The organism is Nonomuraea sp. NPDC003560, assembly GCF_042878785.1.
GTDB lineage: Bacteria > Actinomycetota > Actinomycetes > Streptosporangiales > Streptosporangiaceae > Nonomuraea.
Genome location: NZ_JBIAOF010000002.1, coordinates 1,005,322 through 1,031,476 on the forward strand (window position 1 = coordinate 1,005,322; position 26,155 = coordinate 1,031,476).

Consider the following 26,155-nt stretch of genomic DNA (forward strand, 5'->3'; position numbering starts at 1 on the left):
GACGGCTCCGCGTCAGCGCCCGCCGCTGGCAGGCGCCGGTGGTCTCGCCGTACTGGTCGGCCTACAGTCATCTGCTGGCTGACTCCACCCAGGAGAAGGCGCGCACCGCCCGCGCCCGGGAGGTCCCGGGGCGGGAGGCGAACCCCGACGTCGCGATCACCGACGAGCAGGGTGTCCGGGCGTCCCGTGGCGGCGCTCACCGAGGCGGCCGATTCGCCTGGCCAGGCGGAAGAACACCTCGCAGGCGACCCCGTACGACATGGCCTTGCCCAGCGGCACGGAGTACGCACCTGACCCGTTCCAACATGCCGTACGGACCCTCAGATACTGTGCGCCAAGTAGCCGCTCACGCTACTTGAAGTGCTTGGCGCACTGCTGAGAGCAACCCAAGATATCGGCTGGCATCACAAGGTGGAGCGGATGCGGTCGCGAAGCTGCCCGGCTGATTCGGCGAGGTTCTGCATCGAGATCGTTTCGGGATCGGGGGGCGGGGGCGCGCCGAAGACGAGCAGACCGGTCAGCTTGTCCAGCATGTCGGCGGCGTCCCGGCGGTCGAGCTGGGGGTAGGTCTGTAGCTGATCGCCGATGGCCAGCAGGAGTCGGGTCGCTTCGGCGGCGGCTTCACGCTGGTGATGACGCTCGGCTTCGGGGTCGGGACAGCCCGCGACAAAGGAGGTCTCGTGATGGCGCATCGCGAGGTCCGTCCAAACCTGGGCAACATCGATCCGGTGGTCGCCTTCCAGGTATTTGTAGGCCCGGCGGGCGAGCTCGGCAGCTCTGACTCCCGGCTCTATGTTCGATGACCCATGGGTGAGGAGTCCGATGAGTTTCCGCAGGAGTCCGGCAAGCCCGAGTAGGTCGTCGGACCCAAGATCTGGGTCGGGAAGTGCTTCGGCCATGGGCTCGGCGATCGCTGCCGCGCGTTGTGCTACCTCGCGCTGCTTCGCAAGTTCGGCGTTGCCGAGATCCGGGTTGCCGGCCCAGTGGCCGAACCAGTAGCCGGTCTCGTGATGGCGCATGGCGAGGGCCGTGTAGGCCCGCGCGAGGTCGACCCGGTGGTCGCGGTCGTGCAGGTTCGCATAGACGATGTGCACCAGCTCACCGGCGTGGTCGCTGGGCGCCGAGTCGGCCGAGCCGAAGCTTGCGAACCCGATCAGCATGTTCAACATGCCCGCGATGCGTCCCAGGTCCTCCTCCGAAACCTCGGAGGACGGCAGGGACCGTACGATCGGGTCCAAGATCGAGAGCGCTTCGGCGGCGGCTTCGCGCTGATGGAGTTGCTCGACTGCGTCGCCGGGCCAGGCCGCGACGACGAAGGAGGTCAGGTGGTGGACTTGCGCTTCGTTGGTCCATACTCCGGCGATGTCCACCGAGTGGTCTCCGGGAGACCGGGCGTAGAGGTCGCGGGCCAGGCCTGCGGCGTCAGACGCGTCGGCGCTGATGGGAGAGCCGAAAGCGAGGTAGCCCATCAGATCGACGATCTGGGACGCGAGGATCACGAGTTCGTCTTCTTCTTCGGACGCGAGGAACTGGTAGATGTCCCATGCGTTGTGCGCTGCCGCGAGCTGGACGGGCACGTTGTCCGGGTGGGCGCTTCGGGCGGTGCTGTGCCATTGACCGGCGAGGTCGCGGAGCTGATCGTCGCCCAGGCCGGGATTGTCCAACCGTGCCCGCCGGAATTCGTCGAGGCCTTGCAGGGTGGCGGCGCGAGCGTCGAGGTATTTGCCCGCGCCGAAGAAGGCTTTTGCGCGCTGATAGGTGGCGTCAATGACGGCGTGGTGCCATTGGGGGCACGCGGCTGAGTTGTCGGCGCGGTGGGGTACGAGGTGGTTGCGGAAATCTAGGACGAGGGGCGTGTTGCACTGCGGGTGACGGATTTCCAGATAGCCGTCGTGGCCGTTGGGCGCGTTGAGGTAAGGGCCTTCCACCAGGTGTGTGGTGCCGAAGGATTCGGGGAGGAGCTGACCGTCCATCCTGAGGATGCGCGGACGGTACTTCTCCCCTTCGGCCCACGTCCGGAATAGGAAGCTGTGACCGTCCGCCGCGTTGAACAGGTAGTCGGTGGCGTAGTCGAGCGGGTCAGGAAGCTGATTGCGGTCCAGGGTCTGCTCTTTGAATTCGGCGAATGTCATCGGGGCGGGAGCATCCGGATCACCCGGGGTCCGCAGTTCGAGGACATAGATGAAGCCGAGGCTGTCCAGCGGCTCCACCAGCTGGGCCCCGCCGGGCGGGGTTCGATACGCGGCGACGTAGTAGCCCAGATCGCCATGGTCGATGAAGAACCAGCCGCGCTGGCCCGCGGGAAACCCTGGCAATCTGAGATTTCCGCCGCACGCGAAGCCGAGGTGCACGCAGGTGTTGACGCCGCGTTCGGTATAGGGATCGAATCGGATGAGGTCGGCGAAGAACGGATCGGCGTGCCGCGGCAGGAGGGTCGTGGCCTGAGGTACGGCGCATCCGTTGGTTCCCGTTCTCGACATGACCACGTTGTCGCTGCCACTTCCGCTGTTGAGGAACGTTCCTCCGGCCGTAAGCAGGAAAGATGGTGATTTGTAGTAGATTTCGACACCCCCGTCGGGTTGCTCGCCGTGCGGCGGGATGGGACGGGTGCCGTGGTAGAAGGTGTGTTGATAGGCCGCTTGCTCGGTGAGCGACAGAATGTATGCGGCCGCGGGCGGGCGATAGCTGCCGGCCGCGAATAACAGTGCCTCGGGCAGCCAGTTGTCGTCGAACCACATCGACGGAGTGCCATCGGGGGCGATCGGCCCGAAGTACGCCAACGAGAAACCGGTCAACGGGTGACCGTCTTTCCACATCAGGCTATTGAGTTCGCCCGTGGCCGCGTTGACGTGTTCACGGCGGCGACGGAAGGGGCCGGCATGTCTGTGCCGGCAACTGGAGACTGCGAATTTGACGGCCAGGTAGTCCAGTACATGGCGCGCGGCGGTGCGCAGCGGTGGGTCGGTGGAGAACTCGTAGAGGTTGAGCAGCGAGTGCACCGTCGGCCGGTTGTAGGGGCGTGAATTGAACTCTAGCAGATCGTATTTGGCCCAGACCTGCAGCATGTTCATCAGCCAGTCGGCGAGCCCATTTTTCAGATTGTCGTACTGGTCGTCCTGAGTGAGTTCGAAGTAGATCTGATTGGCAAGGAATCGTGACGACTCGATCATGAGTACATGGTTCTCAGTTTCCGGCCCGACACCGATGACGGGCACGGCTGTGTAACTTTCGATGTCCTCGTCGTGACCGCCATGCAGCTCCAGTGGAACCAATTTGGACATCATCCAGGTAATGAGTGGCTCGGTCAGCTGTTGGCGGTAACGCAGCATGATGGTCATCAAACCTTTGATGGTCATGTCGTATTCGCCGTCGGTGCCCATGGGAGACTTGGGATTCATCTGACGTAGCGCCACGGCCACTTGAACGGAGCTTCGCGGCTGCCCCTCGCTGCGATAGTCACTCTGCTGCCGCATCATGTGCAGGTGCGCGATCAGTTGGAACGTCACATCCTCGCCGTCGCTGGGCATATTGCGTAGATCGAAGGGTTGGGTGCGGATGTAGTGTTCGGCGACCGCGTTGATTCGGTCTCGGTGGCTCGCCGCTGCGTGCTCGGGGCTGCCATCGAGAGCGGGCCGGTCCAGATGCGGACTGATCGGCTGATGCCAGAACTTCAGTTTCGCAGCGAATTGCTGCCCGGCGAAATCTGTGACCTTGATCAGGTAATTCCTCGATGACTCCGTGTCCCACGGAACGCCTGCGTTGCGCACGGGATAGAAACGAGCATAGCCGGAGCTGTATCCGTTCTGCGCCCATTTCAGCCACTCGATCTCGTTCGAATTGATGGTCTGGGAGTGTTCCGCGCCTTGGCCGACATCCAGGTTGAATGCTTCAACAGTGTTGTCGAATGTCCCAAGAGGTGCGGCGACATCGGTGTAACCCCAATAGACGTGCACCGCGCGGGCGTCTCGATAGCCGGCGAGCGTAGCTCTGGGCCCGTACTGCGGGAAGGTGGCGATTACGCCTCGCTCGAAGGTTTGGCTGCGGCCACCGCCGTCTGCTGCGACCGAGGATCCGACCGGCGCCCCGAACACCCCATCGCCAGCGCCGAAAACATGCCAACGCTCAGCGATGAGCGGATCATCGGGAACCGCAGCCTCAGCTGGAACAGCGGCCGGATCGATCGTGAAACGAATCAGCGGGGTCCACCCCTGAACACTGGACTCGCCACCGAACAGGCCCGGGGCATCGACACCCTTCACCTTGAACGCGTATTCACCGAAATCGTGGAGTCGCACAAAGTACGTTCCGCGCCGCACGCCAGGCAGCTCCGGAAGTTTGAACCCACTCAGTTCCAGGTTTGCATGACCTGCACCGGTGAAGGGCTGCGATCCATCCCGCCTGTACAGGACGTCGATGCGGAAGTAGTCGTAGTGCAGCTGCGACTCGCGTGTCACCGACCAGTCGAAGACCATCTCACCGCCGAGACGGAAGACAGTAAGCACCATCTCCTGATCGGGCATCCATGCGATCACGCCGTGCGCGAAACTCTGCCGTCGTCCGCGCTGACCGTCGTTGAGATCCATTTCGACGCTGACGGGAGCGCCAAGAGGGCCATTCTCCGCCAGCAGTTCCTGCCAGCGCTCGCCGATCAGCCCGGCAACGGGAAACGATGCGTTCGGCATGGAGTCCTCCATCACATCTGTGCCGATGGCGGCAGTACCCGCGCCGACTCAGTCGCGAGCACCCATTGCGTCCGTGCTCCGGAGCGATCAGTGTTCGCCGAGCTGTGGCCGGCTTGCGTGGTCCCTCTTCCCCGAGAATCCTGGCCCTGAGGGGATTATCGCGCCAACTCCTGGGTCAAGCCACAGCCGGATGCGGCCACACCATGTGGTTACCTGCCTTCTGGGGTCACGTCCACGGACCGCACGCTCCCGGCTTTCGAGCCGGTCCAGCGTGAGCGGCAGGCTGCGCAACCGCCCGAAAGCGCGGTTTCTGTCACCGCGCCGCCTCTCGCAGACGTCGGCGCCGTGCTCCGGCAACGTGAGACACGTGCCCGCAACCACGTCGGCGAACTGGCCCGGGCCTTCGGCTGCCACCCTGGACGACGTCATGAGGGAGGAGCTGGTCATGCTGTTCTCAGAGAGCTGAGCGCGCAGGGGGCCGGGTGGTGCGGAGGTAGCCGACGGCGGGGCCATGCAGGGCTGCGGCCCAGCCGGTCGCGCAGGAGCACAGGCAGCAGCGCCCCCGAAGGCCAGGACGGGTTGTCATGCCGATGATCCCAGGAACCCGCACTTATCAATAAAAGCGATCGGTTCCTGCTGCATCAATCGCTCTCAACGATATTCTGATGTCATGGTTGACGTGGAGCTGCGCCACCTGAGGACGATGGCCGCCATCGCCGAGGAGGGGACGTTCGGCCGGGCGGCGGTTCGCCTCGGCTACACCCAGTCGTCGGTGAGCCAGCAGATCGCCGCGCTGGAGAAGGCCGTCGGCGGGGCCGTCTTCGACCGGCCGGGAGGTCCCAGGCCGGTGCGCGCCACTCCTCTCGGCGAGCTGGTCCTGGCCCACGGGCGTGATCTGCTCGCGAGGTCGGAGGCGCTGACCGACGCCGTCGATCGCTTCAAGGCGGGGCACGGCCGGATCGACATCGGCACCTTCCAGGGCGCGACCCGGCTGATCCTGCCGGCAGTGGTGCGCGGGTTGCTGAGCGAGCACCCCGGCTGCGACGTCAGGCTGTCGGAAGTGGCACCGGAGAACCCGAACATCGGAGATCTCGACCTGTTGTTCCACTACGACCGCATCGACGGCGACGTCGAACACGTCGAGCTGCTGGACGAGCCTCACCTCCTGGTGGCCGCCGCGGGCGCGTTCCCCGACGGTCCGGTGCCGGTCGAGCTGCTCGACGACACCCCCATGGTCGCCTGGCCGCCCACCGTCCACCAGAGATGGCTGGAACGGGAGCTCGCCGGCGCGGGCGCCCGGCCGCGGATCGTGTTCCGCACGGCCGGCCACGAAACCGTCGTGTCGATGGTGCGGGTGGGCCTGGGCTCGGCGGTGTTGCCCTGGCTTGCCCTCCTGGGGTCGGACGTCTGGTCCGACGACCGGCTCCGCATCCATCGGCTGGAACCGCCGCCCACCTGCACGTGGTACCTGTGCCGGCCGGCCGGGCGCACCCGGTCGCCGCTGGCGGCCCGGGCCATCGACCTCGCCGTCGCGGCCGCCGCCGAACTGGCCGGCCAGATGGAACACGGTATATCGCTGTAGGCGATCGACTCGATCGAAAATCATAGCTTTTCGCGATGAGGTAGCCAGGCTTAGCGTGCCGGACATGAACGCCAACCAAGTTCACCCCGAGCAGCTTCTCGACGTCAACGGCATAAAGCTCTGCGTCCAGACGTTCGGCGACCCGGCCGCGCCCGCCCTGCTGCTCATCGGCGGCGCCGAGGCGTCGATGGACTGGTGGGACGACGAGTTCTGCGAGCGCCTCGCCGCCGGCGGCCGGCACGTCATCCGGTACGACACCCGGGACACCGGCCGCTCCACGACCTTCCCGCCCGGCGCGCCGCCGTACGGAAACGACGCCCTGCTCGACGACGCCGTCGGCCTGCTCGACGAACTCGGCATCGCGGCCGCCCACATCGTCGGCGTCTCCATGGGCGGCGGAATCGCCCAGCACCTGGCCGTGCGCCACCCCGGCCGGGTCGCCTCCCTGACGCTCATCGCCACCAGCCCGGGCGGCCCCGGCGGCTCCGACCGCCATGACCTGCCGCCGATGAGCGCCGAACTGGCGAAGCGGTTCGCCGAGGGCGGCGACCAGACGCCCGACTGGTCCGACCGCGAGGCCGTCATCGCGTACTACACCGACGGCGAGCGCACCTTCGCGGGCGCCATTCCCGTCGACGAGGAGCGGATGCGCAGCATCGCCGGCCGCGTCTGGGACCGCAGCCCGTCCCCTGCCTCGGCGCAGAACCACTGGCAGCTCGACGGCGGCGAGCCCGTCCGCGGCCGCCTCGGTGAGATCGCGGCGCCCACGCTGGTGTTGCACGGCACCGCGGACCCGCTGCTCCCGTACGGGCACGGCGAGGCGCTGGCACGGGAGATCCCGGGAGCTCGGCTGGTCCCGCTCAAGGGCATGGGGCACCAGATGCCACCGCCGGAGCTCTGGGACGTCGCGATCGCAGAGATCCTTTCGGTCTCCGGCGGAGAGCGCCCGTGAGCCGGCTGCGATCGGCACTCTGGCTGCCGCTCTTCGACGAGCTCGCCGACCCGCGGGCGGTGGCGAACCTGGCCGCCGACGCGGAGGAGGCCGGGTGGGACGGCTGCTTCGTGTGGGATCACCTGTCCTGGCGGGAGCCGGTCCAGCAGGTCGCCGACTCGTGGACCACGCTGGCGGCGATCGCGACCGCCACCGAGCGGCTGCGGCTCGGTCCGATGGTGGCGACGCTGGCCCGCCGGCGGCCGGCCAAGGTGGCGCGGGAGACCGCGACACTGGACCGGCTGAGCGACGGCCGCCTCACCCTTGGCGTCGGACTCGGCAGCGATCGGTTCGGCGGCGAGCTGTCCAGGACCGGCGAGCAGCTCGACGACCGGCAGCGGGGGCGGATGCTCGACGAGTCCTTGGCCATCCTGACCGCCGCGTGGTCCGGAGAGCCGGTGCGCCACCGCGGCGAGCACTACACCGTCGACGACATCACGTTCCTGCCGCAGCCGGTTCAGCGGCCAGGAGTGCCGGTATGGGCCGCCGGATTCCCCGGCAACGTCAAGCCGATCCGCCGGGCCGCCCGGCTCGACGGCTTCTTTCCGATCAACCTTGAGCACCCCGACCAGCTCGCCGAGGTCGCCGGCGCCCTCACCGAGCTGCGACACGGCGACATGGGCTCGTACGACATCGCCGTCAGCCTGCCCGCCGGCGTCGACCCGCTGCCGTACGCCGCCGCCGGCGCGACCTGGTGGCTGACGGAGTTCGACCCGGGTGTACGGCTCGACACGGTACGCGGCGTACTCCGCGACGGCCCCTGCCAGCGCCCGCGGCCCCATCGACACCCTGATCGTGTCGGGCGGCCAGGGGCATGAGACCGCCGCCGCCAACCCTCGGTGTCGCCCGTCCGGCCGCGCTCACCGGGGTGAGCGAGCGGCATCTGAGCAGGTTGTTCGTCGAGTGCGTCGGCCGGACTCCCTCGCGGCCGGTGCGCGAGACGCGGCTCGAAGCGGCCGCCCGGTTGCTCACCGGCACTCGTGAGCCGGGCGCGGCCATCGCCCGGCGGTGCGGGCTCTCCTCCGCCGAGTCCTCGCGGCGGGCGTTCGTGGCGTGGGCCGGGGTTCGCCGTCTCGTTTCCGCAGGAGATCATGACGCTTCCGTTCGCCGCCGACGGCACAGAGCCCCGGCCCGGGGGTTCCCGGACCGACGCTCTCGTGTGTCAGCCGCCGGCGCTGAAGGACCTCGCGCCGTTACCGTAGACGGTCATGTCCACCCAGGGGTGCGATTCCTGTATGCAGGAGACGTACGGGACCAGGCAGAAGACGCCCTGGGTCCGCTTGCGCCATTGGGTCGCTCCCCGGCCGCCGTTGCTCACGAGCGACTCGTGACCCTTGAACGACCAGCCCACCATGTAGACCTCGGCCCACCTGGTGTAGAAGTGGGCACTGGTGATCCGGGAGCCGTCGCGGCAGTAGTCCATTCTCTGGAAATACTTCCAGAGCCATTGGCCGACGCGGTTCTTGCCGCCCCGGTAGCCGGTGTACATCCAGCAGGAACTCGCCATGATCTGGGTCCGTTCCTCCGCCGAGACGATGACGTCGTTCTGGGCGAGCTTCGCGAGATAATCCTCGCTGGAGACGGAGTCCAGCGGTTCCTCGCCGTTCTCCGTGGTGGCCAGTTCGGTGTCGGGATCCGTAAGAGACGACGAGACCTTCTGGGACGTCCTGCTCTCCGCTCCCGCCGCGGGCGCGAACATCAAGCAGGCGAGCGCCGCCGCCAGCAGCACGACAAACGCATGCCGTACGGGCGGAACACGCCTTCGCGAGCTTCTCATGGCTGTCCTTTTCCGCGATTCCCAAGAATCGCATATCGGCCTGAACGAACGAACCCTTCACCGGTAGTACGTTCCTGGCCGGCGAGCTCGACGGAATTCATCGCCGATTTCCGGCCGGGCGGTTCATGGCCCGCCGCACGGGAGCTGTCGCACGGCGATACCGCATCTCGACGGCGGCGGCCGATTCGCCGCGCGCGACACCGATCTGTCCCCAGGTGGCGCCTTCCATTCGCAGGCGGAGCACATGGCGGATCTCGGGGTCGAGCCGTGCGATCAAGGGTGCCGCGCGCCTGGCCTCGTCCCCGTCGGCCACGGCGTCCTCGAAGCCGTGGGGGCGTGGCATGAGTGCCGCGTGGCGGCGTAACACCAGTTCGCGAGCCGTCCGGCGGTGGTGGTCGACCACGAGTCGCGCCGTGACGATGGCGAGGAAGGGCCACGCCCGTTCCTCCTCCAGGCCGGCGAAGGTGGCGGTACGCAGCAACGCGTCCTGGACGACGTCCTCCGCGTCCGCCCCCGCCCCCATGCGTAACGCCAAGGCCAGCAGTCGCGGCCGGTATGCCATCAGGACATGCCAACGTTGTTCTGTGACATTCATGCCACGGCCCTCTCCGTTTTCATGCATACGAAAAAGCCCGGACAAAGTCGCCCCGTAAGATTGCAGACAAGCGGAACCGCCGCACCAGGACCACCGCCGGACGTTTCCGGGCCACCTGAGCATGGCCCGATTGACCCCGGCCCGGCTTATCGCACGCGCCGGGCGGTCACCCCTATGACCATCAATTCAGATTCCGGACGCACACCGACGCGCTCATGGCCGGCTCCCGCCCCCCCTGCATTTCCCCTCCGTTCGAGGCGCCGGGCCGCCTCCGACCGGCCTTCGCTCTCGCTCTCGGCTCTGAACCGATCGAAGCAGTTTGCGACCTTGTCCGGATCGAGCGGGGAGCGCGCCGTCCGGATCCATGGGATTCCCGTCCGCTTGCCAGGGCGCCGGGAGATCAAGTGATTCCCGGCCGCGCCCGTCACCACCCACCGAGCGACTGAATGATGTGCCGTTCGAATATCGAGCTACCTGGCCCAGGCTGTGGTGGAATCAACTCGCCGCTTGCAAGCCGGCGATTTCGCAGAGGTTTCCCGTGGTCATGGTCCACGGCGGGGCCCGGAGTCCCCGACTGTCTCGCCCCGGTCGCCGGCGTCATCGACGACCTGTGCCTGGTCCGCCGCTACGACCAGCGCGGTACCGGTGGCTCGTGCTGGGAGGGAGAGCACACGATCGCCCGCCATCTTGACGACTTGGCGTTGTTGCTCGATGAGGATCTCGACCTGCGCATGGACGACGGACACGTCCGCATCCACGGCGAGGGCGGCAGCGTGCGCACCGTCCTGCTGGACGACCGCGGCTACGTCACCCTGCTCAAGCTCCATCTGGCCCGCGCCCGCCACCACCGAACTCATCAACGAGCTTCAGCTCTCTGCACCCAAGATCCTTCTCAGCGCCGGCGGCTGTCCACCGGTGCCTCACCCGCGGGCACGGCCCGGTCATGGAGTGGCAGGAGAACGTGGTGCTGGTGGGGAGCGCGGCAGGAGCGGGCGACCGGCTGAGCGTACGGGTCGAGCGGACGCTGAACGACTGGAGCCTGCCGGGCGACCGCCGCGAGCACGGCCGCTCGTTGTTCGAGCAGGGCCGGATGCTCAGGAACCGGCCGGCGGCCGAGGCGTGCCGGCCCGTGGCCCGCGTCCGCCGTCCTCCTGCCTGGACTCGGGCGCCGGGGCGATGCGCCGTACCACCACGCCGAGCAGCCATTCCGCCGGCACGTAGCCGAAGTGCCGCGAGTCGCGCGAGGCCGCCGCGTTGTCGCCGAGCACGACCAGGCATCCGTCGGGCACGACCCGGCCGGGAGCGTGCGGCAAGGAGGCGATCTCGCGGGGAACCGGGTCACCAGGCACGGCGGTCACGCGCTTGACCACCCGGAACGGCTCGTCCGCGGGTTCGCGCGCCGCGACGGGCCTTCCGGCCGGCTTCCGGCCGTTCACCGGTCGGCCCGACGGCGCACGGGGGTCGGTGGCGAGCGCGGCCTCGGCCGCCATCTCCGGCCACATCTCCGTGAGGCTGCCGACGAGCAGCACCACCTGGCCGCGCCGGACCGCGTCCAGGGACGCCCGCCGGACCAGCACCCGGTCGCCGTCGCGGAACGCCGGCTCCATGCTCACGCCCGCCACCGTGATGACGAGGTAGCGACGGCGCAGCCGGACGGCGACCGCGGCCGACGCCCCGAGGACGCACCCCGCCGCCGCCAGCAGTGCCAGGACGGGTCTCAACGGCGTTCCCCTCCACTCATCGCGTCACCGGCTCCACGGGCTCCTCGGCGTAACCGGCCGCCTGAACGCTGAACAGCCGGGCGTACGTGCCCCGGGCGGCGAGCAGGTCGGCGTGCCGCCCCTGTTCGACGACCAGCCCGCCGGACAGGACGACGATGAGGTCGGCGTCCCGGATCGTGTTGAGGCGGTGGGAGATGAGCAGGCTGCTGCGGCCGTCGCGCATCCTCCGCAGCCGCTCGTGCACCTCGTGCTCGGCCTCGGGGTCCAGGCCCGCGTTCGGCTCGTCGAGGATCATCAGGTCCCGGTCCTCGCGGAGGAAGGCCCGCGCGAGGGCCACCCGCTGCCACTGGCCGCCGGACAACATCACCCCGTTCCCGGGGTCGTCGGCCTCGTCGTCGGCGAAGAACAGGCGGGTCAGCAGCGTCCCGTAGCCGTGGGGCAGGCGGGACAGGGTGCCGTCGATCCCGGCCCGGACGGCCGCGCCGCGGATGCGTTCCAGGTCGCCGAGCGCCGTCAGGTCGCCCATGGCGATGTTGTCGGCCGCGCTGAAGTCGTAGGTCATGAAGTCCTGGAGCACCGCGCCGACCCGGCACCGCAACTCCTCCACGGGCACGTCGCGCAGGTCCACCCCGTCCCAGAGGATCGCCCCCCGGGTGGGGTCGTAGAACCGGCACAGCAGCTTGACCAGCGTGCTCTTGCCCGCGCCGTTATGGCCGACCAGCGCCGTCGAGGCGCCGTGGGGCAGGAAGAGGGTGACGCCGCGCAGCGCCCACGGATGGTCGTCGCTGTAGCGGAACCAGACGTCGCGCAGTTCGATGCCGCGGCGAAGCGCGGGCAGCGGCGCCGGGTCGTCCGGCGGGGGCAGGTCCGGCCCGGCGTCGACCACCGCGACGTAGTGGCCGAACAGGAGCACTTGGTGGTGCGCCCCGGCCATCGACGTGATCAGCCCGCCGAGCGCCCCCTGCAGACCGGCGACCACGGCCACGAACATCGACACGTCGCCCACCGTCACCTGCCCCCGCCCGGCGGCCACGACGACCCACACCAGCCCGCCACCGGCGATGACCGCCGACAGCGCCGCCAGCGCCCCCTGGACGACGACCTCCCGCCGGTCCGTCCGCCGCCGGGCCTCGTCGGCGGCGCGCCGCTCGGCGACCAGCCGACCGCGGAGATAGGGGCCGAGGCCGAACAGCCGGATCTCCTTGGCCGCCGCCGCGCTGGCGAGCAGGTCGCCGTACAACATCTGCCGCCGTTCCGCCGGGCCGATCCGCCACATCATCGCGGCGCGCCGCCGGGACAGCTGCAGCTCCAGGATCACCGTGGGGACGGCGGCGGCCAGCACGACGACCGTGAACCCCGTGCTGATCACGGTCAGCGAGCCGAGGAACCCGGCCAGGGTGAGCGCCCCGCGTACCACCTCGAACACCGCGTCGGCGGTCCTGGCCGGCGCGGACGCGCTCTGCTGGGCCAGCCGGAGCCGGTCCTGGAAGTGCGGATCCTCGAACCTGGCGATCCCCGCCACCTGCTCGACCGCGGCGAACAGCTCGTCGTGCCCGCGGAGGGCGGCCCTGCGGTCCATCTCGGCCCGCAGGTACTGGGCGACGCGCGGCACGACCCCGAGCGCGATCCCCGCCGCCGCGAGCCCGGCCGCGGGCCCCACCAGCCCGGACGGCGAGCCCGGCGCGGACGTCAACCGGTCCAGGACGGCCTTCGTCAGCCAGGCCACCGCGATCGGGATCACCGCGACCGCCGCCGTGCACACCAGGTACGCCAGGCCGTGCAGGGGCGCCGAACGGAACGTCAGCGCCACGACCCGCGCCGCGGTGGCCGCGAACGCGCCAGGGGATGTCCTGGGCTCCCGGCTCACGCAGCCCTCATGACCCGCAGCAGGGCGACGTCGGGCGCGGTGGCGAGCAGCGCGCCGGTGCTGTCGACGACGTAGTGCGCGGGGAACCCGTCAACCGCGAAGGCCCGGCTGAGCTCGCCGTCGAACTCCTCCACGGTCACGCGGGCCACCGGTGTGAGCGTGCGGACCATCTCGTCGCTGTCCTCCTGGTCACCGGCCAGGACGGCGAGGACCTGCCGCCGCCCGCCCGGCAGGCCGCGGGCGAACTCGACGAACTCCGGCAGCGTCTCCCGGCACGTCGTGCAGCCGGGGCTGAAGAAGGCGACCAGGGTCTCACCCGTCAGCAGGTCGCGGGAGACCGGCTCACCGTCGACGGTGGTGGCCAGGAAGTCGCCGACGCTCCCGCGGAGCCTCCCCGGCGGACGGTCACCGTGGGACAGGAGGCTCCGCAGCTGATCGGTGTGCTCCCGCAGCCGTCTGACCACTCCCAGCGTCAGCACCAGGTCGAAGAGGCACAGCGCCCCCACCAGGATCATCCCGGTGACGAGCATCGACATGACGTTCTCCTTTCGGCGCCGGTCCGGCGTTCGCCGCCGGGGACACGAACAGTTCGACCAGGTCGTCCAACCGGCTGACGAGCACGGCCAGCACCAGTCCCGCGCCGCCCGCGACCGCCGTGCCGGCCGGCTGCGACCATGCCTGTGACCATGCCTGCGGGAGGACGACTCCGCAGGTCAGGGCCACCGCCAGGAGGCCGAGGTTGCGGGCCGGATGGCGTCGTCCCAGAGGGGCCTGCGACGTCCCGAAGCACCGGCAGGACGTGCGCACGCCGCGACGCAGGGCGCGGACGATCGCCACGCTGAACAGGCCGAGCAGGACGGCGGCGGCGGCCGACCCCACAACGGACGCGAGCGGATGAAGGACCTGCGCGGCGATCAGCACCGGGACGGCCGACTCGGCCACGACGACCAAGGCCGCCGCCCAGCGGGCGGTCCGCGGGCCCGTGCCGTGTCCCAGCAGGGCGGTGAGCAGGGCTCCGGTCGCCCGTACGAACTCGGCGTAGGCCGTGCGGCCGCGGATCTTGCTCAGTGCCGACATCGCGAAGACGACACCGATCAGACACTGGCCGCCCAAAGCGACAAACTCCACCAGATTTCCTCGATACGGAGCTCAAAGCGCGCTTGCCCGCCCCGGCCGGGCGGACAAGCGCTCAACGGCTAGCAGTAGCTGGAGATGACCGTGCACGCGCCGCAGTTCGTGCCGTGGACGAGGTCGTACAGCCTCTTGCCGTAGACGACCTGGCCGCCCATGGTGCAGCACATGTACCGCCACGTGCAGCCGGCCGCGGTCGCCGACGCGTCGGCCTTGGGCGCGACCCGCTCCAGCAGGCGGTCGCTGATTCTCGTGATCGTCGCGATCATGGTTCCGCTCTCCTTCACCAACTGGTCGTCAGCGAGGCCCGGGCGTGCCGTTCCTCGATGGACCACTCCATCGTGAACGGCGGATCTTGCGATTTTGTGGTGATCGCCGGTACGCGGATTCCCGCACCCCACAGGCGCGGTGACCTGGGACGACGGCGGCCCGGGGGCATAATGCGGCTCTCGGTACGGGAAGGAGTACGGCCGTCGTGCTCACAGGTTCCTGAGGATGACGTCCGGCGTGCCCGGGTCGTCGCCGGCCTCGATGCGGGACCGTTCGCCGGCGCTGATGAGCCGGAGGTCGTGCAGGATCGTCACGGCGTTGCGCCGGCACTCCCGGGCGCGATCCTCCGCCCCGAGCGCACGATGGACCAGGCCCAGGCCCCACCAGTGGCGCGCCTCCGTGCAACTGCCGAGGTCGTCGGCCGCGCGGTCGGCGTCCAGCGCCATCCGGAAGTAACGCTCGGACTCCTGGTGGCGGCCCATGCGCCGATGTGCCTCGGCGAGGTAGCCGAGCGCGATGGCCGTGCCCACCAGGTCCTCGATCTCCCGGGTGCCGGACAGGGCGTCGCACAAGGCCGTGACGGCCGCCTCCGGGTCGCCGCCGCGCAGGTAGGTGAGCCCGAGGTTGGTGAGGGTGATCGCCTCGCCGTACCGGTTGCCCTGGCCGCTCTCCAGGTCGATCGAGAGGCGGAAGTGGCCGACGGCCTCCGCGAACCGGCCCAGCCTGCTGTGGACGACCCCCAGACGGTCGAGCTGGGCGGCCTCTCCCCGGCGGTTGCCGGTCTGCCGGTGTTGTGCGAGTGACACCTTCAGGTGGACCAGCGCGTCGTCCAGCCGGCCGAGGTCGGCCAGCACGTATCCGAGGTCGCCGTGGGTCACCGCCCGGTGGTGGGGCTCGCCAAGGCGGTCGGCCGCGGCGGCGCCCGTCTCGCTGACCTCCCACAGCTCCCGCCACCGCCCTCGTTCGTACAGCGGGAAGAACAGCGCCGCCGACAGCGCGGTGACCAGGTCGTCGGCGCCCAGCGCCGCCGCGCTGCCCAGCACCGCCGGAAGCTGCGCGGCCTCCGCGTCGACCCACGCGTACACCTCCTGCCGGTCGCGGAAGCCCGGCCCCGCGCCGGGCGTCGTCGCCGGACCCAGCGTCGTCCGCCACACGGCGACGGGGATCACCTGCCTGCTCGCGTCTCTGGCGACGGCCAGCCCGTCGTGCAGCGCGCGCAGGACGGCACGCCGCCGCTCCTCCGGCGGGTCGTGCTCCGCGGCGAGCTCCCGGGCGAAGAGCCGGGCCAGGTCGTGCACGCAATAGCGTCCGGGGGCGGCGGTCTGTACCAGATGCGCCTCGGTGAGCTGGTCGAGCAGGTCCTCGGCGGTCGTGGCCGGGAGGCCGGCGAGGGCCGCGGCGGTGTCCACGCCGAGCTCCGTGACGCCGAGCAGGCTCATGCACCGGAACATGCGGGCCTGCGCCGGGTCGAGATCCCGGTAGCCGACCATGAGACTGGCTCTGACCGCGCGGTCCTCCAGCTCCAGCTCCGTGAGACGCCGCCCCTCCTCGGCCAGCCTGTCCGCCAGCGTCCGCCAGGTCCAGGCGGGCCGCACCGACAGCCGGGCGGCCGCGATCGAGAGCGCCAGCGGAAGGTAGGCGCACTGCCGGGCGACGGCGTTCTGGGCCTCGATGTCGTCCGGCCCAGTGGCGGGACCGGTGGCGGGACCGGTGGCGGGATCGGCGGCGTGGCGGGTCAGCAGGGCGCGGCAGTCCTCCTCGGGCAGCACCTCCAGCTCGTACGGGACGCGGCCCTCCAGCGCGGCGAGCGTCCTGCGACTGGTCACGATGACACCGCAGGTAGGGCTCGCCGGGAGCAGCGCGCGTACCTGTCTGACGTCCAGCACGTTGTCGAACACGAACAGCATGCGGCGTCCGGCGGTGCGGGACCGGAACTGGGCGGCGGCCTCGTCGACGTCCGTGGGGACGGCGGCCCGGTCCACGCCGAGCGACCGCAGCAGGCGGCCGAGGGACCGCAGGGGGTCCAGCGGTTCGAGGTCGGGCGTCGAGCCGTGCAGGTTGAGGTAGAACTGCCCGTCGGGAAAATGGTGGGCGGCCTGCCAGGCGGCCTTGACCGCCAGCGCCGACTTGCCGATGCCGCCGCAGCCGGAGATCAGGATCGGCTGCGGACGCCTGCCGACCACGTCGCGCACGAGCGCGTCGATCAGCCCCGTCCGTCCGACGAAACCCGGCACCACGGGCGGCAGCTCGCGGGGAGCGGTCGGCGCGCCGGTGCCGGGCTCCGCCGGCGCGCCGGACGTCCGGATCTCCACGGCGCCGTCCACTCCCTGCCGGAGCACGTGGAGCTGCGCGTCCACGAGTTCCGGGCCGGGGGACACCCCCAGGTCGTCGACCAGCCGCCGGCTGATCCCGCCGAACACCTCCAGCGCGGCGGCCTGCTCGCCGCAGCCGGCCAGCGCGATCATCAGCCGCGCGTGCGCCCGTTCGTGCAGCCGTTCCACCTGCGTGATCGCACGCAGCGGCGACAGGACGAGCTCGTGCCGGCCGAGCGACTCGGCCACCTCCGCGAACTCCAGCGCGGCCGTCACCCGCTCCGCGCTCAACGCGGACACCTTCGGATGGTTGTGCAGCGCGGGGACGTCCAGCAGCGGGCTGTCCCGCCACAGGTCCATCGCCTGCCCGAACGACACCGCGGCCGCGTCGAGCTCGGCCCTGTCACGATGTTCGCGCGCCTGGCGAAGAAGCCGCCGGAAGGTCAGGACGTCCACGTCGCCGTCCGCCACGGACAGCTGATAGCCGTGCTGACGGCAAATGATGAGTTTCTTGTTCCGGGCCCCGTGATGCAATGTGCGGCGAAGCTTGCTGACATGGCCGTGCACCGCTCGCACACAACCGTCGCCGGCCGCGTCACCCCATAATGCGTCGGCGATGGATTCCATCGGCACGACCTGGTTCGCGGACAACGCGAGCAATCCGAGAACGCCTCTCTGCCGTTCACCGCCCAACGCGACGAACGATCCGTGCTCCCGCACTTCGAGCGGGCCCAATATCCGCAGCCAGACCGCCGCCGACGCCGGACCGCGAAAGGGATCGCCCGATCCGGACATGACCAGCGGGAGGACGTCCGACAGGCGGCGCAGGGTTTCGGCACGTGGGCGGCGCGTGCGGCCCTGCTCGACGTCACGGATCACGGCGACGCTCACCCCGGACCGGGCGGCGAGTTCCTGCTGGGTCAGGCCGGCCTGTTCGCGTCGCAGCCGTAGTTCGTCACTCAGGTTCTCCATTACTCATTGCCCTCGCTGAAGGATGAGGAGTTCGAGAGCGACCCGGCGGCGGCTCGCCCCGAAGAGCTTTACCCCTCCCGTGACGAGGCGCAAGGATTGTTCCGTCTTCTCGAAATGTTCGCAGGCCGACTTACCGATTGGTCACGGCTCTGGAATCGCGCCCCCGCCCACAAGGACTGGCTGCGGCTACCTGTTGCTCAACCCCGACGCCCATCAGACGGGCGGCCGAGACGGCGGACGCCTCGGGGGACGCTGATCGCCGGGCTCGTCATCAGTTCGGCGGCTGAGGCCCGGAGGTGGGATCGGGAGTGGCCATGCCGCCCTCTGTCTCGTTCGCTCGCCCGGCGTCTTGAAAGCGGCGGTGGGGAGCGGCGGAGGGTCGGGCTGAGCGTGGTCGCGAGCGCGGCGGCGCAGGCCAGGATGCCGCCGGTCCCCGCCGTGACCAGCGCTCCGCCGAGCAGCGGCCCGACCGCCGCCGTCCGCGAGAGCTGCGAGGTGGGCACCACCTGCGGCGGCGCGGCCTGCCCGGCGGGCTCGAACGCGGCCCCGAGCAGGCCGTCGAGCAGTGCCACCGGCAGGATGTGCGGGAAGGAGCAGGCGTCCAGCCACACGGCGGCGGCGACGGAGGCCATGGCCGGCGCCCGTCCGGTCTGACAGATCAGCAGGGTGCGCCTGCGGTCCCAGCGGTCGGCGATCACCCCTCGTGCCGACCTGAGCGGTGGGGCTCGTGGAGAGCCTGCGGGTCGAGGCGGCCCGCCGCCTGCTGGTGCTGCGCGCCGCGCCCCCGGCAGAGGGCTGCCGGGGGCGCGGGGGATCAGGATGACGCGAGCTTCACATCGAGCCCGGTGATTCGGTCGGTGGCGACGGCGGCGGTGGCGGTCGTGGCGGCGTAGCCGCTCTTGGTGACCGTGACCTCCCGATCGCCGGTCCGGGCGGAGAACAGCCAGTAGGCGCCGGAGGCGTCGGTGGTGGCCGTTCGCCCGTCAGAGGCGACCGCCGCTCCCTGCACGGGCTTGCCGGTGGCGGCATCGGTGACCGTGCCGGTCACCAGGCCGCCCGTGACCTTCTGGCAGGTGCGGTCACCGACGTAGACGTCGTCGATCGCCCACCAGCCCGAGCGGTTGCCCCGGTAGTGGAAGCGGACCTGGGCCTTGGTCTTGCCCGCCGCCTGCGGCATCGCCACCACCTGCGCGGCCGGGCCGGAAGCGCCGGGGAAGCCCTTACGGGTCCACACCGTCGTCCAGGTGCGCCCGCCGTCCAGGCTGAGGTCGGCCCAGGCGATGGCGTTGACGCCGGGCTTGAGGTCGCCCGCGAACTCCAGCACAGGGCTGGTGTGCTTGGCCAGGTTCAGCACCGGGCTGGTCAGGTAGGTGTCCTGGACATGCCCCTTGCCGGAGTGGTCGGAGTCGACGATGGCGAACCTGCCGCTCCCGCCGGTCCGGTTCTCCCGGGCGCCGGGGTTGTCGAAGACCCAGCCCGGCTGGTGGTCGAACCCGGGGAAGCCGGGATCGACGTTGGTGACCTGCCACCCGGTGGGCTTGCCCGAGCTGAACGGCTCGGGCGTGCCCGCCCTGCTCGCCAGGTAGCCGGGGGCCACGCACGCGAGGGCGGCAGGCAGGGCGGCGTCCACGGTCTGGTCCTCCGCCCCCAGACTGACCTTCCTGCTGACCGGGTCGTAGCCGGGTGCGCCCGGGGTGATGCGCAGCGTGTAGTCGGTGGCGGGCAGCAGGGACAGGGAGTAGCGGCCGGTGATCGCGTCTGCGGTGGCGTCCCACGTATGGCCCTTGCCGTCGTCGGCGGTCACCTTGGCGCCCAGCGGCCAGCCGTGGCCGGAGCCGTCGGTGAGCGTGCCGGACAGGGTCTTGCGCTGGGTCGGGGTGAGCGGGACGTCCTGCTTGATCGAGCCGTCCTTCGTCACCTTGATCGCCAAGGTGGCGTCCTGGTAGCCGTAGGCGCTCACCTTGAGCTCGTAGTCACCGGCCAGCAGCTTGAAGGTGTACGCGCCGTCCTCGCCGGAGGTGGACTGGCGGTTGAGCTGCCCGCTCAGCGACACGGTGGCGCCCTTGAGCGGATCGCCGGTGGCGGCGTCGGTGACGGTGCCCGAAAGCGTGCCCAGGCCCTGGGCGCCCGCCTGCACCAGCGCCAGCGCGTCCAGGCGGCCCTCGCCGTAGACGTTGTTGTTGGCCGCGTCGCCGCCGCACTGCGGGTCGGCGGTGTCGACGGCGGTCAGGTCCAGCAGCGTGCGGGTGCCCTCGATGTCGCGGGCCAGCGACGGGTTGGCCGACCAGAGCAGGGCCACCGCGCCCGACGCGTGCGGCGTGGCCATCGAGGTGCCCGACATCAAGAGGTAGCCTCCGCCCCTGACGGAGGAGCGGACGTCCACGCCGGGAGCCGAGATGTCGGGCTTGATCTGCCCGTCCTGGCCGTCCCCCCGGCTGGAGAAGCTGGCGATCTTGTTGTTGCTGTCGTAGGCGCCCACGGAGTAGTTGAGCGTACGGCTGCCGGGGGTGCCCGAGGTCCGGCACTCGGGCCCTTCGTTGCCGTTGGCCCACATGCCGAAGATGCCGGACGCCGCCCAGGCCGCCTGGATCTCCTCGAACATCGGCTCGTTGGAGGGCAGGTCGCTGCCCCAGGAGTTGTTGACGATGTGCGGGCGCTTGGCCGGGTCGGGGTTCTGCCCGGCCGCGTCGGTGGGCGCCAGCATCCACTGGCTGGCCCGCATCAGGTCCAGGTCGCTGCAGCCGCCGGCCTGGCAGCCGCTGGCGGCGATCCACTTGGCCTTGGGCGCGACGCCGATCTGGTTGCCCTTGCCGTCGTCGCCCACCATGGTGCCCATGGTGTGCGAGCCGTGGTTGTGGCCGTCGCACGGGCCGGGCTCGTCGCAGTTCCCGGCCGCGTCGTACCAGTTGTAGTCGTGGGTGAAGGTGCCGTCGCCGTTGTTGCCCCGGTAGGAGCCGATCAGCGCCGGGTGGGTGTACTCCACGCCGGTGTCGACGTTGGCCACGACGATGTCCTCGCCGCGCACGCCGTACTGCTGCCACACCTGGTCGGCCTTGATGTTGGCGATGCCCCACTCCACGGCGGCGGCCGTCGCGGCGGCGCCCTTGGTCTCCACCGGCAGGGCCACCGGATAGGTTCTGGGCGCCCGGACCTCGCTCACCCCGTCCAGCTTCGCCAGCTTTTCGGCCAGCTTCAGTGGCACGTCGCGGACGTACACGGCGTTGGCCGCCCAGAACGCCTCGCTCTTGCGGCCCTCGGCCTTCAGCAGCTTGCGCAGCGGGGCCTGCGAACGGTCGGCCGTGTCGCGCAGGGCGCGCACGACCTGCTCGCCGCGCGCGGTGCGGGTCCTGGCCCGCTCGGCGCTCTTGGTGTCGGCCTTGTCGGACAGCAGCACCCACAGGTCGGTGCGGTCCTTGGCGGCGTAGGCCGCGAGCACTTCCCCGCCCAGCGGACGCGGATCAGCCGGCGCGGCGGCCGCCGCCGGGGCGGGGGCCAGGAGGGAGGCGGCCATGAGCGCGCCCACCGCTAAAGTGATGATTTTCATGTCAGCGTCCTTCGCAGCTCAGGTGCGCGACGAGTGGCTGTGAAGTGCTCTCCCAGCCGGTGCCGTTGAGAATCTGGCCGCTCGCCCAGACGTCCTTGGGCCCGGAGCCGGTCAGCGCGGTGTAGATGTAGGCCGAGCCGGGCGCCTGGACGCCCTCGGGCCGCACGTCCGTCCAGGACTTGCCGTCCCAGTGCTGCAGCGGGGGCTGCGACGAGCCGTCTGCCGGCGACGTCGCGGTGATCCACACGTCGTCGGGGCCCGCGGCGTAGACAGAGAAGGGCGAGGTCCAGGCCGCCGACGGCGTGGGCGCGGCACTCCAGGACCTGCCGTCCCAGTGCAGCGCCACGGGGGCGAAGGTGCCCGGCTTCCGCTCGTAGCCGACCGCCCAGACGTCGTCGGAGGCACGAGCGCTGACGGAGACGAGCTCGGCGAGCAGCCCGGCCACGCCGGGCATTTCCCTCCACGCCTTCCCGTCGTAGTGCAGGATCAGCGACTCGATCCGGGCGGGGTCGGTGTACTGCCTGCCGACCGCCCAGACGTCGTCACGGGACCGCGCGTGCACAGCGCGCAGGGTTGCGTTCGCCCGGCTCATCGCCGGGTGGTCGACGTTCTTCCACACTCTGCCGTTCCACTGCTGGATGGCGGCGCCGGCGGAGTCCGCGCTCTGTGTGGTGTACTCACCGACGGTCCAGGCGACCGAGGACGAGACCGAGTCGATGGACTGAAGATTGGGCCTGGTCGCGGTGGGGTCGGGGGAGATCGCGGTGGGCACGAAGGTCCACCGCCCGCCGTTCAGGCGCGCGAAGACCGGGACGCCGCTGCCGTAGGTGTCGCCGTAGCGGAACTGGTAGCGCGCCCACCCGCTGGACGTCGAGTCGAAGGTCGTCTCCCAGGCACCGCCGGGGGCCATGGCCGCGTGCGGGATCTGCTTGGGCAGGAGCTTGACCGACCTGCCGTCCGAGGTCAGGGTGGCGGAGGTGCGGTCACCCTCGGTGGTGAACACCGCCTGCTCGGATGAGACGGACGACGCGTGGGCCACCGAGACGCCGCCGTCGGGGATGGCGGGCACGTCGAGCAACTTCCAGGTGGGGGTGCAGGCGGCGGCCGAGGCCGCCGTCGCCGCGCCGGTCGTGAGCGCGGTGGTCAATGCCGTCGCCGCCAGGGCGACCGCGGTTCTGCGTATGCTGCGCACGAATGCTCCTCAGAAGGCGCCGATGCCGTTGGGTACGCCCATGCCGGTGGGCCCGTCGTGTCCGCGCCTGGCGGTGCACAGCGGCGAGCCGCCGCAGGACCCGTTGGCGCCGGTGGTGATGTCGAACAGGTACTGGCCGGAGCCGTAGAGCTTCTGGCCGGGCACGATCTCCTGGCCGTTGTCGCCCAGCGCGTACACGCCGCCGATCAGCGCGACGCTGATCGGGGTGCCGCTGACGCCGATCCAGCCGCCCCAGGAGGTGCTCTCGTAGAGCTGCACGGGGGAGCGGGCATCGCCCACCGCGGCCACGTCGGCGACCGTGCGCTTGGCGCCGCACTGCCCCTTCGGCTGCCAGGCCGGGCGCGCCTCGTACACCGAGCAGCCCGAGCCGGACCCCGAGGAGGCCATCTCGCTCCAGCCACGCGCGTTGCCCGGGTCACGCCACAGGGTGGTCGCGCCCACCGCGATCACCGATCCGTAGGCGGCCGGGACCATCTGCCTGCCCACGCCGTTGCCGAACCCGCTGCCGCCGCCCGCGACGATCGGGACGCCGGGGTGGTCGTAGTGCGCCGCGTCGGCCCGCTGGCCGGCGTACTCGTAGAAGCCGGTCATCACCGAGACCGCGTCGGCGCCCTGGACGACCGCCTGGTCGACCGCGGCGCCTATGCTGGCCGGCGTCTCGTCGTCGGCCTCGACCAGCAGCAGCTTGCAGTTGGGGCAGGCGGCCGAGCCCAGGTCGAGCCCGGCCGCGGTGTGCAGCGCGTAGCCGTTGTGGGTCGGTGGCCTGGTGGTGCCGCCGCGCTGGTCCACGTGACGGAAGCAGGGGAACATCTCATCGCACAGCGGCAGGTCGTTGCCCTTGCGATACTCGTTCAGGTCGCGCTCGGCGCCGGGATGGCCGTACGGGACCACGACCGCGAGGGTCTGGCCGCCGCCCAGCCAGGACGAGGGCAGCTTGTAGGCGTCCTGCAGGTCGGCCGCCTTGAGCCCGTCGCTGACGTTCGCGTCGGACTTGGAGGTGACCTTCAGCAGACAGTCGGGGGTGGAGCAGTCGCCGGCGGCCTGAGCCGACGCCGGCACCAGCAGGGTCAGGCCGAGCACGATCGCGGGGAGCAGCCGGGAGATGATCACGGTCACTGGTCCTTCGGTGCGAGCCGGTAGGCGCGGAGGTTGGTCTGCTCGACGGCGTTGCCGTCGCGGTCTGTGGCCTTGATCCGCAGGGCGGCGTACCCGCCGCTGCCGGGGCTGGTGAGGGTCGTGGTGAAGCGGCCGTCGCGTCCCCGGTTCGCGGTCCGGGGCTCCGACCACGTCGTGCCGCCGTCGTAGGAGACGGAGACGGTGGCGTTCACCCTGCTGGGGTCGTCCTGGTACTGCTGGTGCCGCACCGTGAAGGCCACCTCGAACGGCTCGCCGGCGGGGGTGGCGTTGTCGATGTCCAGCGGCAGGTCGGGCCGTACGAACAGCAGGGGCAGGAACGAGCAGCGGCGGGCGGGGTCGGGCGCGCACATCGCCTGGTCGGGCAGATCGGCCGACCGGTCGCGGCTCGTGGTGCGGAAGGTCCAGTCGGTGGTGCTGGTCGCGTCCCCCACACCAGGGTTGTCGCCGGTCACCTTCAGCCGGTATTCGGCGGGCCGCGGCAGCAGCGGCAGGTCCAGCAGCTGCGTGAGACGTGTGCCGTCGCCCCGGGTCGCCGAGGTGAAGGCGAGCGCGCCGTCGCGGTAGAACTCCACCTTCGCGAGTCCGTCGAGGGCCGAGCGGTAGTGGCCGGCGGTGGAGTCGGCGTACGGGTTGAGGTACAGCAGCCCCAGATCGCCCTGCCGGCAGGCCACGCACACCTGCTGCAGCGCGCTGGTGACGTTCGTGTCAGGGGTGTCCTGGATCCCGATCAGGGCCTCCTGCACGTACGGTGCACTGCTGGAGGGCACCTGCGGTCCCTTGTTCCAGGTCTCGGTGAGGTGCTGGCCCGGCCGGATCAGCCGGCGCTCCCCCAACAGGCGCAGCCCAAGGTCCGGTCGCAGGATGGGCTCCCAGGAGACCTTGCCGGGGGCGTTGCTGTACCAGTAGTCGGTGCGCCTGCCGCCGTCCAGGGGGGCGGTGACGCCGAAGGTGGTCTGCGTCCACGGCAGGTAGACCGTGCTCAGGAGCTCCGGGTGCTGGGAGGTGGCTCCCGGAGTGTTGTGGATCGTGGAGTCCACGGTCGTCAGGTCCGAGCGCCTGACCGTGCGGGTGAGCGAGGCCGGCACGCCGCCGGGCTCGTGGAAGACCACCTTGTACGTGGGATCGGCCCCGGTGGGACCGCCGATCGAGGTCATGGCCAGGAAGTCCAGGCTGCCCTTGGTCACGCGCCTGGTCGGCGTGGCGTACAGGGTGTGGACCCCGAAGTCCCCTCCGGAGACCAGGCGCATGAGGAACAGCGCCGTGACCGAGTTGCCGAAGGGCGGGTTGCCGACCTGGTCGCCCTGGACGGTGGTGCGGTTGTAGGTGATGAGGTCGTACTGCGTGTCGGCGGTCTCGGGCACGCCCTCGATCGTCGTCTCGTACGGCACGGCCTTGCGTGCGTCCAGCGTGAGCGACATGTCCTCGGTGACGGAGAACTCCGGCTCGATCACCAGGGCGCCGGTGGAGCCCATGTCCAGGACCGGTCCGGTCAGGACGCTGGCCTCGATGCTGTAGTGGCCCGCCGGCACGCTGAAGACGGCCTGGGAGGTGCCCTCCACGCCGTCGCCCACCTGGAACAGCGTGAACGTCGGGTCGTCCAGGCTGTGGATGGAGCCGAGCATGACGCCGGGCTTGCCGGTGCGGTCGATGGAGTCGACGGTGACCGTGTGGTACTCGGGATAGTCGGCCGGCGCCGCCATCGGATCGGCGGGCAGGGCCGGGGCGCCTTCGGGCTGGGCCAGCGTGATGCGGCCGGTGCCCGGCTTCTGCCCGGCCTTCCACTTGCCGGCCAGCTCCTGGCCGAAGCCTTCGGCGTCCTTCTTGGCCAGGGTCCTGGACTGCGGGCCGAGCGTGGCCACGCCGCCCGACTCGACCTTGACCGGCAGGGCGTCGGCGTGCGCGTCGTCCAGCCCGGCGCGCACCAGGTAACTGACGTTGAACAGGCGGACGTCCAGGGTGCTGCCCAAGAAGGGGGCGGCCTCGGCGGGGATGACGTACTCGTCGCCGTTCAGGGTGAGCTGGGCGAACACGCCATCGCCGGGGTCGATGACGGTGGCGCTGCCGGTGGGGTCCACCTGCACCTTGTCACCGGTCACCAGCGTGACCGTGGCGCCGGGCCCGGTCGCGGCCTTCGGCGGGGGTTCTGTCGTGGCCTCGGCGGTGCCGAGCCCGGTGACCAGCGTGAGCGCGAGGCAGGCCGCGCCCAGCCGGGAGGTTGACTTGTTCATGCCTTGACCCAGCCGTCCTTGTCGTCTTCGCTTCCGCCTTCTTCAGGCGCGATCTCCACGCCTTCGTCCTCGGTGAGCTCATCCTCGACGGGCTCGTCCTCGGCCTCGTGTACGTCGGACATGCGAAGATCGT

At 70.4% G+C, this 26,155-nt stretch carries 18 protein-coding genes and 3 pseudogenes; 5 read left to right on the forward strand and 16 right to left on the reverse strand.

Annotated features, from left to right (window positions below; translation table 11 throughout):
* Positions 1–404 precede the first annotated feature (404 nt).
* Positions 405–4,682: a hypothetical protein gene (locus ACFYUV_RS10115; RefSeq protein WP_387667099.1), complete on the reverse strand. Its 4,278-nt coding sequence runs from the start codon at positions 4,680–4,682 to the stop codon at positions 405–407.
* Positions 4,683–5,352: 670 nt separating this feature from the next.
* On the opposite strand from ACFYUV_RS10115, the gene ACFYUV_RS10120 reads away from it, so the two are divergent.
* From ACFYUV_RS10120 to ACFYUV_RS10135, 4 genes and pseudogenes are all read left to right on the forward strand, one after another.
* Positions 5,353–6,264 carry a LysR family transcriptional regulator gene (locus ACFYUV_RS10120; RefSeq protein WP_387667102.1) on the forward strand — a complete coding sequence of 304 codons (912 nt, stop codon included), beginning with the start codon at positions 5,353–5,355 and terminating at the stop codon, positions 6,262–6,264.
* A gap of 64 nt (positions 6,265–6,328) precedes the next feature.
* A complete protein-coding gene (locus tag ACFYUV_RS10125; RefSeq protein WP_387667105.1) occupies positions 6,329–7,216 on the forward strand; it encodes an alpha/beta fold hydrolase in 888 nt (295 codons plus the stop codon).
* The gene (locus ACFYUV_RS10130; protein WP_387667108.1) at positions 7,213–8,073 is read left to right on the forward strand and encodes an LLM class flavin-dependent oxidoreductase; all 861 of its coding nucleotides are present in this window, start codon (positions 7,213–7,215) and stop codon (positions 8,071–8,073) included. The genes ACFYUV_RS10125 and ACFYUV_RS10130 overlap by 4 nt, the downstream gene beginning before the upstream one ends.
* Positions 8,070–8,309 (forward strand): annotated as a pseudogene (locus ACFYUV_RS10135) (helix-turn-helix domain-containing protein); the annotation flags it as partial. The gene ACFYUV_RS10130 and the pseudogene ACFYUV_RS10135, both read left to right, overlap by 4 nt.
* 108 nt (positions 8,310–8,417) lie before the next feature.
* Here ACFYUV_RS10135 and ACFYUV_RS10140 read toward each other — a convergent pair.
* Together ACFYUV_RS10140 and ACFYUV_RS10145 are read right to left on the reverse strand one after the other, a co-directional pair.
* Positions 8,418–8,984 carry a hypothetical protein gene (locus ACFYUV_RS10140; RefSeq protein WP_387667111.1) on the reverse strand — a complete coding sequence of 189 codons (567 nt, stop codon included), beginning with the start codon at positions 8,982–8,984 and terminating at the stop codon, positions 8,418–8,420.
* A 145-nt stretch (positions 8,985–9,129) separates the two neighbouring features.
* Entirely contained in the window at positions 9,130–9,627 is a 498-nt protein-coding gene (locus ACFYUV_RS10145; RefSeq protein ID WP_387667113.1) for an RNA polymerase sigma factor, read from the reverse strand.
* A 695-nt stretch (positions 9,628–10,322) separates the two neighbouring features.
* On the opposite strand from ACFYUV_RS10145, the gene ACFYUV_RS10150 reads away from it, so the two are divergent.
* Entirely contained in the window at positions 10,323–10,631 is a 309-nt protein-coding gene (locus ACFYUV_RS10150) for a hypothetical protein (protein WP_387667116.1), read from the forward strand.
* Positions 10,632–10,721: 90 nt separating this feature from the next.
* Here ACFYUV_RS10150 and ACFYUV_RS10155 read toward each other — a convergent pair whose 3' ends face one another.
* The 13 genes and pseudogenes from ACFYUV_RS10155 to ACFYUV_RS10215 form a co-directional block, all read right to left on the reverse strand.
* The gene (locus ACFYUV_RS10155) at positions 10,722–11,348 is read right to left on the reverse strand and encodes a S26 family signal peptidase (protein ID WP_387667118.1); all 627 of its coding nucleotides are present in this window, start codon (positions 11,346–11,348) and stop codon (positions 10,722–10,724) included.
* A gap of 16 nt (positions 11,349–11,364) precedes the next feature.
* A complete protein-coding gene (locus ACFYUV_RS10160; protein WP_387667121.1) occupies positions 11,365–13,215 on the reverse strand; it encodes an ABC transporter ATP-binding protein in 1,851 nt (616 codons plus the stop codon).
* The gene (locus ACFYUV_RS10165) at positions 13,212–13,751 is read right to left on the reverse strand and encodes a TlpA disulfide reductase family protein (RefSeq protein WP_387667123.1); all 540 of its coding nucleotides are present in this window, start codon (positions 13,749–13,751) and stop codon (positions 13,212–13,214) included. The genes ACFYUV_RS10160 and ACFYUV_RS10165 overlap by 4 nt, the downstream gene beginning before the upstream one ends.
* A gap of 184 nt (positions 13,752–13,935) precedes the next feature.
* Positions 13,936–14,343: pseudogene (locus ACFYUV_RS10170) on the reverse strand (MauE/DoxX family redox-associated membrane protein); the annotation flags it as partial.
* Between the two features lie 68 nt (positions 14,344–14,411).
* On the reverse strand, positions 14,412–14,615 hold the full coding sequence (locus ACFYUV_RS10175) for a hypothetical protein (protein ID WP_352366027.1): 204 nt from the start codon (positions 14,613–14,615) through the stop codon (positions 14,412–14,414).
* Between the two features lie 210 nt (positions 14,616–14,825).
* The gene (locus ACFYUV_RS10180) at positions 14,826–17,399 is read right to left on the reverse strand and encodes an ATP-binding protein (RefSeq protein ID WP_387667491.1); all 2,574 of its coding nucleotides are present in this window, start codon (positions 17,397–17,399) and stop codon (positions 14,826–14,828) included.
* Positions 17,400–17,414: 15 nt separating this feature from the next.
* A pseudogene (locus ACFYUV_RS10185) lies at positions 17,415–17,900 on the reverse strand (helix-turn-helix domain-containing protein); the annotation flags it as partial.
* Positions 17,901–18,097: 197 nt separating this feature from the next.
* Complete coding sequence (locus ACFYUV_RS10190) at positions 18,098–18,598, reverse strand: hypothetical protein (RefSeq protein ID WP_387667126.1); 501 nt, start codon at positions 18,596–18,598, stop codon at positions 18,098–18,100.
* A gap of 116 nt (positions 18,599–18,714) precedes the next feature.
* Positions 18,715–21,444, reverse strand: a complete 2,730-nt coding sequence (locus tag ACFYUV_RS10195; RefSeq protein ID WP_387667129.1) for a S8 family serine peptidase — start codon at positions 21,442–21,444, stop codon at positions 18,715–18,717.
* Position 21,445: 1 nt separating this feature from the next.
* The gene (locus ACFYUV_RS10200) at positions 21,446–22,636 is read right to left on the reverse strand and encodes a hypothetical protein (RefSeq protein ID WP_387667131.1); all 1,191 of its coding nucleotides are present in this window, start codon (positions 22,634–22,636) and stop codon (positions 21,446–21,448) included.
* A gap of 9 nt (positions 22,637–22,645) precedes the next feature.
* Entirely contained in the window at positions 22,646–23,773 is a 1,128-nt protein-coding gene (locus tag ACFYUV_RS10205; RefSeq protein ID WP_387667133.1) for a hypothetical protein, read from the reverse strand.
* Positions 23,770–26,022, reverse strand: coding sequence for a hypothetical protein (locus ACFYUV_RS10210; protein ID WP_387667135.1), 2,253 nt, complete (start codon positions 26,020–26,022; stop codon positions 23,770–23,772). Before ACFYUV_RS10210 ends, ACFYUV_RS10205 begins: the two co-directional genes overlap by 4 nt.
* Complete coding sequence (locus ACFYUV_RS10215) at positions 26,019–26,144, reverse strand: hypothetical protein (RefSeq protein ID WP_387667137.1); 126 nt, start codon at positions 26,142–26,144, stop codon at positions 26,019–26,021. Before ACFYUV_RS10215 ends, ACFYUV_RS10210 begins: the two co-directional genes overlap by 4 nt.
* Positions 26,145–26,155 lie beyond the last annotated feature (11 nt).

What these genes read in the sequence shown, in the direction of transcription:
- ACFYUV_RS10175 (WP_352366027.1), bottom strand. Translation starts at nt 14,615, where the DNA reads ATGATCGCGACGATCACGAGAATCAGCGACCGCCTGCTGGAGCGGGTC.
- ACFYUV_RS10215 (WP_387667137.1), bottom strand. Translation starts at nt 26,144, where the DNA reads ATGTCCGACGTACACGAGGCCGAGGACGAGCCCGTCGAGGATGAGCTC.
- ACFYUV_RS10195 (WP_387667129.1), bottom strand. Translation starts at nt 21,444, where the DNA reads ATGAAAATCATCACTTTAGCGGTGGGCGCGCTCATGGCCGCCTCCCTC.
- ACFYUV_RS10115 (WP_387667099.1), bottom strand. Translation starts at nt 4,682, where the DNA reads ATGCCGAACGCATCGTTTCCCGTTGCCGGGCTGATCGGCGAGCGCTGG.
- ACFYUV_RS10120 (WP_387667102.1), top strand. Translation starts at nt 5,353, where the DNA reads ATGGTTGACGTGGAGCTGCGCCACCTGAGGACGATGGCCGCCATCGCC.
- ACFYUV_RS10210 (WP_387667135.1), bottom strand. Translation starts at nt 26,022, where the DNA reads ATGAACAAGTCAACCTCCCGGCTGGGCGCGGCCTGCCTCGCGCTCACG.
- ACFYUV_RS10125 (WP_387667105.1), top strand. Translation starts at nt 6,329, where the DNA reads ATGAACGCCAACCAAGTTCACCCCGAGCAGCTTCTCGACGTCAACGGC.
- ACFYUV_RS10145 (WP_387667113.1), bottom strand. Translation starts at nt 9,627, where the DNA reads ATGAATGTCACAGAACAACGTTGGCATGTCCTGATGGCATACCGGCCG.
- ACFYUV_RS10165 (WP_387667123.1), bottom strand. Translation starts at nt 13,751, where the DNA reads ATGTCGATGCTCGTCACCGGGATGATCCTGGTGGGGGCGCTGTGCCTC.